The organism is Dysgonomonas sp. Marseille-P4677 (genome assembly GCF_016652235.1).
In the GTDB taxonomy this organism is placed as follows: domain Bacteria; phylum Bacteroidota; class Bacteroidia; order Bacteroidales; family Dysgonomonadaceae; genus Dysgonomonas.
This window is the reverse complement of sequence record NZ_JAEPKU010000125.1, coordinates 1-12,913: the sequence shown is the minus strand read 5'-3', so window position 1 is coordinate 12,913 and position 12,913 is coordinate 1. Positions and strand designations below refer to the sequence as shown.

Here is a 12,913-nt window from a genome sequence, read left to right as displayed (position 1 = left end):
GAATATAATATAGTTATTGATATAGTTGAAAGAACAGTAGATGCCGAAAGAGACGGAGTTCAAACAAAACTTACTCCATGGGAGGCGGGTATGATTATAGGACTACCAAGTTACAATGTTGGGGATTTAGTATATGCTCGTACGGCGGAGGAAGGCTCTCCTGTTGCGGGTGTTGAATATAGAAAACCTGATGATTGGATGTTGCTTTCTGTATTTAGAGAACATTCACCAACTGTTTCTGAGCAAACTCGTGTGCAAGGTCGTGTATTCCCTGTTATCACCAATGTTAGCAGAGTATATCAGCTTGATACATCAGATGTAGAAAATGAACCATTCGATTCAGACAGTATCAATCTTAACCAACCTTGGCAAAACGTAATTGCAGATGTGAAGTTAAGCTTAAACGTTGATGCTTTGAACGCTGCTTTAACAGCAGAACAAGCAAGAACAAGCCCTAGAGCTTCTGTGGTAAATGCCATTGAGGCACGTATTGCTGAATTAGATACAGCAGGATAAATAATAACTTCTCTGAATGACTAAATAGAAAGAGGGTAGCTAAACCCTATCCTCTTTTCTTATATAAAACAAAACAACATGACAAATTTAGAGGCATTAAAAGCAGAGACACTAGGGTTAAATATTCCAGATGAAGTATTAACCTATCAGTTATCTAAACAAGGATTAAGGGCTACTGATCCGTTTGCGGGTGGTATGGGCTTTGATCTTGCAATAGGATGGTCTTTAATATATGCTTTTAGAAATCCTAAGTCGTGGCAACAAGGCGATATGTCCGAAACATGGGATTTAGACAGCCTAAGAAAACTGATATCCTACTATTTCAATTTGCACGGTGTTGACAATCCGCTATCAGAGGTAACTGAAAAGCCGACAATAAGCGATGTAAGTTTTTTACATTAGCCTACATGACAACCAAAGTATAATTTATATATCAACTTCTTAGACGAATATAGAAAATGAACAGATACCCGCATAAGCTATATAAGGTAGTTGTAACCGACATTACTGAAAACGAGATCGGGCAACAAACAGGGGGCGAAGAACAAACGGTCTTTGTTTCCGATTGCTACGAACAAGTAATGGGTGAAGCTAAGACTTACAGTATGCCAAACGGTCAATCGTTCAGCTATTCATCTAAGATATTCTTACCTGAAGGAGTTGAACAAATACCAACAGGCACAAGGGTAGAAGTAAGGGAATATGACGGCGTAATCGTAAGGCTTAAAGGAATTTCTAACCGTCCTAGTGGCGAGGACTTTAAACACTCTAGGCTATGGGTATGAGAGTAACAAGAAACGATGTTCCTAATATGTTGGAAGCCTTGAAAAAGAAGGTTGAACAAGTTATAATCCGCAATCTGCAATATGTTGGTGAGCATGCCATTAACATAGCACGAGAACAAGGCAGCTATACCGACCAGACAGGCAATTTGAGAAGTTCAATAGGGTATATCATTGCCAAAGATGGAGATATAAAAGAATCAGCTGGGTTTGATCCATCTGCAAATAGCGGTACAGAAGGTGAGGAGGGAGCAGGAGATGGAGAAAATTTCGCGATTGAGCAGTTGGATAACTATCCTAAAGGATATGTGCTAATTATAGCTGCAGGGATGAATTATGCAAGTTATGTAGAATCATCATATAACTATTCAATAATCAAAACAAAACATACTGTCGAAAAAGCAGCATACGATGTGATAACGTTTACAGAGGTTGAAGCTAAACAATTAGCTAAAAGATTATTTGAGGGATTAAAGATATGAACCAGATAATAAACACACAGGTAATTATTAATGCTCGGAACTATCTGCTTTCAAAGTTTGCAGAGGTAGAGTTAAGCACATTAAAGGTTTATCCAATGGTTCACCCTTCAAAAAATCTACCTAGTCAGTTCGTGGTGGTTAAGACAATAGGAGGATTAAACGATATTGGCAATGTTGACGTTGACGGCACACTTGAATTTTGCCTATATGCCTTAAACCTAAATGCGGGTGACGATCAGACACAACCCGACCTAATGACAATACACAATCTGACACAAAAGATAGTTCCAATATTGAACGATGCTGTTTTTGAAAACACAGCGATTACAGCAATCAGACAACAAATAGTAAGTCATTCAGAGATTAAATATTTCTATAATTCATTAGTATGTCAAACAATTAATTTAAAATCATAGGTATATGGCAAAAAAAGTAGATTGGGGTATAGACTCCGTTAAATTTATGAATGTGGCAGCCGATGGAGCATTTCCTGATTTTGACGCTTCATCTGGTGTAACTCTCTCTAATCTGATTGTAATTGATTCATTTGTAAAAACAGAAGAAGCAAACACAAACACAGATATTGAGTGGGAAGAAACAAACTCTAAATTAAGATTGCCCGGATCAGTCGGAACAAAGACAATAGTTTTTGAATCTAACGACTTGTCAGAAGAACAATTCAAATATTTCAAAGGCTACAAAGATGGTACAGGCGCAAATGCGGGATATATAGTAAATGATCCAAAGTCAAACGATACTATCACTCAGGCTATGCAGCTTAAAACTCGTGCCGTAGGTGAATTTCCTGCACGTATTCACGAATACACTCCTGTATTGGTTGAGACTAAGGAAAATGGTACAGTAGGTAAAAACGGACTTCCAAACTTGACGCATACTATTACTCGTCAACCGAACTACGATGCTTCGGGTGCTGAAATAGGCGGACACAGAATTAAAGATGTACCTGTAACAACTTAATCAAACAAAGCGGTTGAAATATACCGCTTTAAACACAGCGCGGTGGTGTAATGGTAGCACATAGGGTTCATTCCCCTAAGATCAGGATTCGATTTCCTGCTGCGCAACAAAAGCCAATATATATGTTTAGTGAAATAGAAAAATATGCATACAGTAAAGGTTACCGAATAGATAAATATGGGATTATAAAAAATCCATCAGGTAACGTAATAAGTGGTACAAGGGGAGCTTCTCCTTATATGTATTTTGCGCTAAAGCATAATGGGAAGCATAGACAGAAATGTTATTTCCATAGACTGCAAGCATATCAGAAATTTGGAGATTCTATATATGATGAGGGTTTATTAGTTAGGCATCTAAATGGCAATTCAATGGATAATTCATTAAATAATATTGAGTTAGGTACGTACTCAGATAATATAATGGATATACCTAAAGAGATTAGAGTCAGGTCTGCTTTGATTGCAAATATAGCCAACAAAACAACCGTATATTCCGATGAAACAGTCATTGAAATAAAGAAATACTACAACAAGGTTAAGTCTTATACGCTAACAATGATAAAGTTTAATATTAGCAGTAGGGGAACATTACATTATATATTAAATAGGAGATTGACAGCAAACCAGAAATTCGAAATATTAAATAGTCTAAATTATTATATATGTCAACAATAGAACAACAAGTTAACGATATTCTAAGTAACAGAAAATACAGCCTGAATATAGCGGGTGAAAATGTGACTTTCAGAATGGCTACACTTCAAGACTTAGAAGATATAAGCGCAATAGTATCAGAGCTTCCGATTTTCAAAGAAATAATACAAAATGAGGATAACAGCAGTGAAGAAACTTGGCAGATAATAGACGCTTTTAAGTATGCTAAAAAGCTAGGGGATATAATAAAAATTACCGTTGACCCTGACATTAATATAGAATTAGACAGGGATAAAGTAAAAGGAACTCTATTGAAAACGAAAGATCAGATTTATCAAGAGAAGTATAATGACCTGTATGATAAGTTATACAAACAGGAAATAAAGCGTATAAATGATCTGATATACAGGAAAGCCAACATAATGGATGTGTGGGTGACTGTTCAACTGATACTTAAAAACAACCATGTTTTTTTTTATCAGAACACTATTACTTTCCTGAAAGGGATGAATCTATTGAAACCGACGAAAGAGACAGAAGTGATAGTCCGTGGGCAATAGAAATGTCAGCAATGAAAGCCTTTCCGCAATTTACTAGAGAGTATATACGAAACGGAATAAGCTACTTGAATTTGATGTATTTATTGAAAACGATTGCACCGTATAGGAAGGACGGCAAAGAGGATAAAGGCAAAAGTAACAGCAAGTCAGAAAGCAGCACTAAGCAAAACATAAAGCCTCAAAACATAACACATTTTGAACAATTTAGATTCTAAGATATGGCAGGAACACACATAGATATAACAGGCGATGATAGAAGGCTTCAGGATGCAATAAATAGATCCAATAGAAGTATAGATGAATTTACAAATAGGGTTGACAAAAGCAATACAAGTGCTACACAGGGTCAAAATGCTTTAGGAAATGCAATATCTAATACTACTAAAGGTATTTCATTTATGGGGCTGACAGGTAGTGTTGCTATAGGAGGAACTTTAAACGATGCTTTCATTAAAGTATTAGAAATAGTAAAACAACTCATATCATCAATTAAAGAGTTTGTAAACGAGGGTGTTCAAATGGCAACCCAAGCCGAAGGTGTAGAAAGGGCTTTTAAATCGCTTGGAAATCCTGATCTACTCAAAGGGTTAAGAGAGCAAACAAAAGGTACGATTAACGATTTTGAACTAATGAAGGCAGCCGTTAAGGCTAGTAATTTCGGGATACCCGCAGAGAAATTAGGAGGGTTACTAAAATTTGCACAACAAACAGCAGCAGCAACAGGACAAAGTGTTGACTATTTGGTAGATTCTATTGTGACAGGATTAGGTCGTAAATCTATAATGATATTAGATAACCTTCAAATAAATGTAGCTGAGTTACAAAAAAGGGTTGCTTCTGGTGGTGATTTTATGTCTGCTGCCATTGAAATGGTTAATGAAAAACTAAAAGAACAGGGAGATTTAGCGTTAACAGCAGCCGATAAAGAACAAATTGCAGCAGCAAAAAGAGAAAATGCACAAATTAAAATAGGAAACTCTCTACTTGGTGTAAAAAATATCTTTTCCGAGCTTACCGCTTCTATTTATGAAACTTTATCTAATCTGATAGAAAGGTATCTACCGCCATTGATGAAGCGAATAGAGACTACAGCTAACAGCTTTATTGATTGGTATAATAGTTCTTTACTATTAAGGGGTGTTTTTGCATCCTTATATCTTAATGGTAGTTTATTCTTTAATAAACTTGAACTAGCTGTTAAGAATGCATTAGATGGATTTAATGCATTAGCTAAGGTGGGAAAGGCTGTTTTTAATTTGGACTATACATCTGCACTTATGGCGGGTATGGAGTATCAAAATAAAATGAAGGATAACTTTAAGGATTTTGTGAAAGATGCAGCTAAATCAGCAAAAGAAAGCGTTAGCCTAACAAATAAAGAACTTGATAAAATTGATATTACAAGCAAGTTAGCCTCAGGGGGATCAAAAACAAAATCGAAAAATACTAAAGATGAGTTAACAGATCAGGAAAAAGAACGCATGCAAAAAATGCGCAATGCTTCTCTCAAACTAATAAACCTACAGGCAGAACTTGACAATGAGACTGTTAAGCAAAAATTAGATCATGAGCAAAAGATATTAGACCTAGAGCAAGATAGTTTCGATAAACGAGAAAGGCAGAATCAGCTTAATCTTTTAAAAGAATTCCAGACTATTGAGGAATACCGCCAAAAGATAGCAAAAGCGCAACAAGACGCCGCAAAGGATATCCACATTAGCAAAACAGGAAGTGAAACAGGGTTCAATTTTGCTACGTTCAATATGTCTCTCCTACCCGATGGATTAAAGCCTTCCGATGTAGAAGCACAAGTTAACAGATTGACAAGCGCAGCATTAGAAGCATGGAAAAACGGAAATAAAGAACTAGCCAAAGAACGACAATCATTTGCCGATGAAGAAAGATTGACTTTTGCTTCTCAATTAGATCAGCAGATATATTCTATTCGAAAACATTATCAGGAACGTAGGCAGCTAGCAGAAGGAGATTCAAAGGCTATTTTACTTATAAATTCAAACGAATTAAAAGAAATAAGATTAGCAAGGTTAGCAGCAAAACAACGCCAATTGCAATCGGATGCTGATTTTAAAGAAAAAGAAATTGAGTTGTCTGATAAGTTCTATTTGTTTGCTTCCGATAAAGATGCAGATTTATTGAAAGAAAAAATAAAAAACAATAAGGAACTCATAAAAAATTACAAAGAGCAATTCAAAGAACTGTCTGGAAAGAATTTTGATTTGCTAAGTAAAAAAGAAATTGAAAAATATACAGAGGCCTTTCCAGAAATAGTCAATCAAATAAAAGGTGCAATCCAAGAAACTAAGAAGTTTGAAAAAGATTGGGAAAAGCTCACTACAGAAGAAAGAGTAGAAGCGGTTGCTGGATGGGTAAATCAGTTAACAGATGCTCTGCATGGTACAAATAAAGAACTATCTACAACTGTAAACTTAGCTAATGATGTATATCAAGGATTTAAGCAGGGTAGTTGGATTGGTGCTGCGGTAGCCTTCGCATCTAACATGATCTCATTTGCCGTTAATAAATCAGCAGAAGAAGCCAAGATAAGATGGGAACTAGTAAAGATACAAGACGAATATAATATATCTCTACGTCAACAAAACTACGACTTAATTTCCGCTATCGACTACGCAAGCCTATTCAAGGATAATTTAGAAGCTCTACAATGGATGGTAGACAGAGGTATGATCTCTAATGTAGATTATACAGAATGGGAGGCTTTAAATAAGCAGTTGGAAATAGCAGAAGAAAACGGTAAAATAGCAGGGGATAGCTTTGATAAATTAGAGGATAAGGTAAAGGGTATCTTGACACAAAATTACCTTATCAGAAATATGAAAGGCTATGAAAAATTTAAGCCTATACTTGAAGATTGGTATAATGGAACTATAAAAGAAGAGGAAGCGTTGCGCAGGTTGAGTGCAGTGGGGTTTAATGGCTTTACAGAAATGGCAGATCAAATGTCTAGAGCTAGAGATGAAGCCGACAAATGGAAAGATGAAATTATTGAACTAAACAAGCAACTCGGTGAAATGCGAACAGGTATGTCATTTGATGATGCCCGAAATGACCTAGCAAGCTTTTTGAGAGACACAGACAAAACAATGGCTGATGTTGCTGATAACTTCGAAGAATACATGCGCAACGCAATTGTCAATTCGCTAGTGTTCGGGGAATTTAACAACAGTATTGAAGATTGGTATGCTGATTTTTCCGCAAGAATGGCTGATAAAACACTATCAGAAGAAGATAAAAAAGCTTTACGAGATAAATATAATCAAATATATCAAGATGCCATAAATAAAAGAAATGAGCTTCTTGATGCAGCAGGTTTAGATATTGACACACCAAGCGTTTCCGCCACTTCAAAAGGTATTGCAGCCGTTAGTCAGGATTCATTTAACGAGTATTTGGGTACCGCAAACGCAACGCTCAACAAGGCAGCAGAGATACTAAATGTAAGCAAAGAGGAACTTTCCCAGATGGTAAGCATAAACAACGGAATGTTTGATATGCAAGCTATCATGCGTGAAAATCAGAAAATAATACAGGATAGTCTTAACGTACAGATACAGATCGAGCGTAACACGTTTAGGACAGCCGACTTATTAAGCAAGGGTATTGTGGTAAATGTAAGAAATTAAACAGGCTATGACAAACAGATGGTTTATAGACGATATTGATATTTACGATGCCTACAAGGTAGGTATTGTAAAAGACGGATTTAGTGACCTGTTTTTGTTTCCTTCTTTGAAAACTCCATTGATTGAAGATTGGCACGAGAGAAACGGAATAGAAGTAGACCTAAGTAACCCTTTACTGAATAACAAAGGAGTTAGCTTATCCTTTGCATCCGTTACTAAAGATAACTTTCTGATAGATGAGTTTATACAGTTTTTAGGTGGTGACGGATACAGACAGTTAGATATACGGTCACTTGGCCGAACATTTCAATTACGGCCATCACAGGAAAACAACCGCAATGTATATCGTAACGGTCAAACATTCACATTGCAATTTATAGACGATTTTCCGAGAGGTTTATTAGATAGTGAATCAGTAAGGCAAGGACACGGTTTTAACCTTCTTAAATCGGATTATCTGCTTGATGGTGTACGTTTTGATGAGTACGGCGTAATAGTGGAAAAAGGCAAAGCAGAAGTTTATAAGATGCCCGCTTTAAAGAAGAACTTAGAACGCAATATCAGCAACATGGATAGTGTGATATATGACGCTGATTTTGTTCGCTATCAAAGCAAAGATGTAACCCTTAAATGCGCTTTGTATTGTGATACAATGGAAAACTTTTGGCAGAACTATTACTCATTCTTTGGTGACTTGGTAAAAGCAGATTTACGAAACCTGACAGTAGAGTATGCAGAAGATATATACGCTTGCTTCTATAAACAAACAAGCAACCCCTATTTCTACAAAGGTTTAAACTATGTGCTTTTAAAATTCGACTTAACACTCACATTCACGGATTTTACACCTAAGAAAACTATTGTAGTCTGGGGATCACAAGATGGCAAGATAATAATTACACAGGATGAAATTAACGTTATAAAATACGAAGGATAATGGCAGATAATAAATACCAACCAAAGAAGTTTAGCGACTTTACAAAAGTTACAGACCCAGAAGGATGCACGTTTGCGGGGTTTAACGGTAGCGAGGATATACAGATAGATTTTAGTGATATGACACCTCTGTTCGGGGTGACAGGAGAAACAGGTAACAGTACAACATTAGCAATCAATCAACAGTCATGGACTGCTAATGCTAATAAGTCTAATATAGTAACCATCCGTTCCAAAAACCTTTTTAATCCCCTTGATCCTGATATAATCAGAGGTTATAGATATGGGGCATCAGGTCAGCTCATAAAAGATTCTAATTATCTTATTACAGGTAAAATACCAATATCTGAGGGGCAGAAGCAGACCCGTAATTGGGGGATTGGAGGCGGTGGTATAACTTGGCAATTTGATTCTGAAGGTAACAGGATAGCGGGTTCAGCTTCGTCTGTAGTTAATACTATAACAGGAGTATCAAACTCGGTGTATTGCCGTTGGTCTATAGGCAATGTATCTATATATGATGATTTAAACAGTCTTAACATACAAATTGAATCAGGAGAATTAGCTACTGACTTTGAAACTTATTATCAAATAAGGGAAGAAGCAATTAATAGTGTAGACGGCAATAAAATAAAGAATACTACTGTAACGCCTCAAAAGACAACCTTTTTTGATTTAGTCGTTAACTTATTTAACAAAAATGATGTCACAGTCGGTAAATATTTAAATTACACAAATGGTAGTTTATCACGTATAAATGCAGATTATACAACAACAGGATATATAGATATCGAGTCATTTATAGGAGAAGATCTTTATGCTAACGGCCATCCAATAGAATACCCCCTCGGATTCTTTCGTTTTTTGTGTTTTTATGACGATGCAAATGTATTCGTTAGCGGATTTGAAAATATATATGGAGGTAAAACTATACCAACAGGAGTTAAATATGTCAGAATTTCATTTAACCATGTAGTTATCCCTGCAAATAATTATATGGTGATGATTAATAAACTTTCGTCAGGCACAATAAAAAACAAATATATTCCTGAAATAACTTCTGTAAACATAGCACGTAATGCGGTTACCAATAATCATATAGCAATGCCTGTAACTGAAATGCCACTTGCCGTTAAAAATGTAAGTCTTGCGGCTGATGCTGTAAGTGAAATAGCTTTACCAATGGGAAATCATCTTTGGAGTATGTCGGCATTGCTTACATTTTCGGTTTCTCCATCAATTGACTCCGCATCAGAAGTTGAAATAGGAAAAGGACGAACTACATATCAGGGAGGATATATACGAATCAATAATGATAAGGTTAGAGTATATAATTACCTAAATACTGAAATATTACAAGAAGAGGTTAGTCATGGATTAACGATTGGAACTAGGTTGATGGTAACTATTAATCAGAAATACAATGAGACGGTTGTGCGTATGGTTACTGAATCCGGGAAATTTACTTTCACAACCACTAAGTTGATTGGAAATTATAACCCTTTTGTTAAAGCAATAGGAAACGAAATTATTGTTAATTCACTAAATTTTGATTCCACAGACGACTTATCGAAAAACATCTTGTTCATAGGTGATTCTTATGGAGGAGGTCAAACCGTAAACAGATGGCCGGGGTGTGCATATCTCAACATGAATATAAGAAGCTTTATGACTTCTAATATGTCGGGGGGTACAGCATCTGTATTAAATGAATTACTTACGACAGCTTTAAATTATGGATATCCAAAATATGTAATCTGGGGCTCTGGTATGAATGACAATAGTTATTCAACATGGTTATCCGAAACAACAAAAGCAATTAATTTGATTAGAGGAAAGGGAGCTGAACCTATACTAATAACAATACCATCAGTACCTACACGTGATAGATCGCAAATAAACACATATGTACGTACTAGTGGGATAAGATATATAGATATGTCATTGGCTGTATCTGATGATAACGGCAACTGGTTTGCAGGGATGTTAGATAGTGACGGTGTGCATCCAACTGAATTAGGGGCTTTTGCTTTGGCTATGCGTGCTCTAACTGATTTTCCTGAATTATTAAAATGATTTAAATAAAACGTATGCAAATATATAAACCAGACAATACATTATTAATTGACATCCCTGTAAACGATAGTTCATTTGCGGTGGATGAAATAATGAACGAAGATATTCTAACACTAGAATATGAACTTGTAGAGCATTTAGACGTACCTGTAGACTCTTATTGCGTGTTCATGGGTAAAACCTACTACCTGTTAGCAGATAGCGACCTAGTGAAGGATAGTGAGCGTAAATACAGGTACAAACTAGTCATGTATACAGATGCTTCAAAATCTAAGGATGTGAAGTACGGATTTGCTACGGTATCACGAACAACTGGACAACCTCCTATTTTTGATGTTGCTAAAAAAATAGAATTTAGCCTAACAGGTAAACCGATAGACTTTGTACAGCTTTGGGTTGATAACATGAATGAATCCGAAGGCACGGACGATTGGGAAGTAGGCGACTGTATAGACGCACCTTTACAGACCTTAGATTTTAACGATCAGGATTGCTTTAATGTACTAGGGCAAATAACGGATGCCTTCAAAACGGAGTGGGAAATAACAGGCAAGACACTAAGCTTTAAACCATTGGAAAAAGGCAAAGATACACCTATCCCACTGTCTTACGGTTATGACAACGGTCTTGTAGGTGGTATGAGCCGTGTTAACTATAGTGATGGCCGTGTAATAAATCAGACAATAATGAAAGGTTCTGACCGTAATATCGTATTTGAAATATACGGAAATAATAAATTAAATTTATCTAAGAACGCAACAATTAAGTTTGACGGTAACTATTTCAGCGATGAGCCTGAATTTGTCGATTCACCCGCAGCAATAGAGTATAAAACAGATGCCAACGGCTCATATGTAGAGCGTTCAGACAGGACAGGACGAGCAAGGCAGGATTCACTGGATTGCACAACTATCTATCCGATGCACGAAGGAACGATAACAAGCGTTGACCCTGACAATAACCTTATATTCTTTGATGATGCTAATACGATAGATTATAAAGATGCTTTAATTGCAGGTAATACATTGCAATTAATACCTCAGTCGGGGGATTTGGTGGGACGTGAATTTGATGTCAACTACAACCACGCTAACAAGCGGTTTACATTAGTAAGGATAGAGGGAAATAATGATTTATCATTTCCAAATGCAAACCTTAAACCTAAAGTCGGTGACAAGTACGCTGTGTTCAAAATTGCTTTGCCACAACAATATATTGACGAAGCTGAATTAACAGCACTTAAAGCATGTGTAAGGCATTTATATAACAATGAAGTACCACAATATACTTTCGAAGGACAATTAAGCGAATTATACGCAAAACAGCATTGGTTAGAGATTGGTGATAAACTGCAAAAGGGTTATTTTGTTCATTTTTCCGATGATAAGTTCTTACCTGACGGTGCGGATATACGTATTGTTAGAACAGAATATTATGTCAATAAACCACAACAACCGAGAATATACCTATCCAATAAAGTAGAAGGTAAATCATTTACTAACAGGCAAAACCAGTTCGTTAATCAAGGACAGACGATAAACAGGGAAAGCCAAACGCAAACAGAAAGACTGAGGGGTACTGAATATCTTAGACGTGCATTAGAAAACAACACAACTATTGACGGAGGTCTTATACTTACATCATTGATTCAGCTAGGATATTTGGATTCTAGCGAGGTGTTTGTCAACACTTCTGGAATTAACGGTATATATCAAAATCCTGATGATGTATATGCTTGGGCGGGTGGTACACTTGAGCAAGCTATAAACCTTGTTACAAATCCAGATGCTACAACTGATGTCGCTAACTTTGTTGTGACACATGGGGGAAAAGTAATTATGAATGAGGCGTTAGTTAGGGGAAGATTTGAGAGTAATAAGAATGGAAACAGAATTATAATTGATCCTAGCAGCCGTTCTATTCAACTTAAAGCCTCAAACAATGATGTTCTTGGTATATGGTCGTTTGCGTCTGCACATAGCGTTTTGCAGATATTTAACAAACCTTCTCCAACCCAAACAGAGCAAGTACAGATTAACGGAAGTACGGTTAATATGTCACTTACTAATGAAAGCACTAGTACGGTTTATTCAACTAGATTTGGGGTTTTAGGCATTAAAGTTGATCATAGAATATTTCCCACTGTTTCAAGTCTAGCAGACTTAGAAGTAGGTGAATTATATAGAGACGGAATTGATATTAAGATAAAACTTTAGTGTTAGTATGATTTATCTTTATAGTAAGCATATTTTTTTAGAAAATAAC

11 protein-coding genes and 1 pseudogene are annotated in these 12,913 nt (G+C 36.2%); all 12 read left to right on the top strand.

The window, feature by feature from the left end; all coding sequences use genetic code 11:
• A pseudogene (locus JGH11_RS16265) lies at positions 1–516 on the top strand (hypothetical protein); the annotation flags it as partial.
• Positions 517–594: 78 nt separating this feature from the next.
• Positions 595–918 carry a DUF6706 family protein gene (locus JGH11_RS16260; RefSeq protein ID WP_201113572.1) on the top strand — a complete coding sequence of 108 codons (324 nt, stop codon included), beginning with the start codon at positions 595–597 and terminating at the stop codon, positions 916–918.
• A gap of 56 nt (positions 919–974) precedes the next feature.
• Positions 975–1,301, top strand: a complete 327-nt coding sequence (locus tag JGH11_RS16255) for a hypothetical protein (protein WP_201113571.1) — start codon at positions 975–977, stop codon at positions 1,299–1,301.
• A complete protein-coding gene (locus JGH11_RS16250; RefSeq protein ID WP_201113570.1) occupies positions 1,292–1,780 on the top strand; it encodes a hypothetical protein in 489 nt (162 codons plus the stop codon). Before JGH11_RS16255 ends, JGH11_RS16250 begins: the two co-directional genes overlap by 10 nt.
• On the top strand, positions 1,777–2,196 hold the full coding sequence (locus JGH11_RS16245) for a hypothetical protein (protein WP_201113569.1): 420 nt from the start codon (positions 1,777–1,779) through the stop codon (positions 2,194–2,196). The genes JGH11_RS16250 and JGH11_RS16245 overlap by 4 nt, the downstream gene beginning before the upstream one ends.
• Positions 2,197–2,200: 4 nt before the next feature.
• On the top strand, positions 2,201–2,758 hold the full coding sequence (locus JGH11_RS16240) for a hypothetical protein (RefSeq protein ID WP_201113567.1): 558 nt from the start codon (positions 2,201–2,203) through the stop codon (positions 2,756–2,758).
• A gap of 122 nt (positions 2,759–2,880) precedes the next feature.
• Positions 2,881–3,435, top strand: a complete 555-nt coding sequence (locus JGH11_RS16235) for an HNH endonuclease (protein ID WP_236264043.1) — start codon at positions 2,881–2,883, stop codon at positions 3,433–3,435.
• Positions 3,423–3,974 (top strand): hypothetical protein, encoded by a 552-nt coding sequence (locus JGH11_RS16230; protein WP_201113563.1) that lies wholly within the window; start codon positions 3,423–3,425, stop codon positions 3,972–3,974. The genes JGH11_RS16235 and JGH11_RS16230 overlap by 13 nt, the downstream gene beginning before the upstream one ends.
• A gap of 218 nt (positions 3,975–4,192) precedes the next feature.
• Positions 4,193–7,636 carry a hypothetical protein gene (locus JGH11_RS20315; RefSeq protein ID WP_236264042.1) on the top strand — a complete coding sequence of 1,148 codons (3,444 nt, stop codon included), beginning with the start codon at positions 4,193–4,195 and terminating at the stop codon, positions 7,634–7,636.
• Between the two features lie 7 nt (positions 7,637–7,643).
• Positions 7,644–8,573: a hypothetical protein gene (locus tag JGH11_RS16220; protein ID WP_201113561.1), complete on the top strand. Its 930-nt coding sequence runs from the start codon at positions 7,644–7,646 to the stop codon at positions 8,571–8,573.
• On the top strand, positions 8,573–10,648 hold the full coding sequence (locus tag JGH11_RS16215) for an SGNH/GDSL hydrolase family protein (RefSeq protein WP_201113559.1): 2,076 nt from the start codon (positions 8,573–8,575) through the stop codon (positions 10,646–10,648). The genes JGH11_RS16220 and JGH11_RS16215 overlap by 1 nt, the downstream gene beginning before the upstream one ends.
• Positions 10,649–10,662: 14 nt before the next feature.
• Complete coding sequence (locus tag JGH11_RS16210; RefSeq protein WP_201113557.1) at positions 10,663–12,864, top strand: hypothetical protein; 2,202 nt, start codon at positions 10,663–10,665, stop codon at positions 12,862–12,864.
• Positions 12,865–12,913 lie beyond the last annotated feature (49 nt).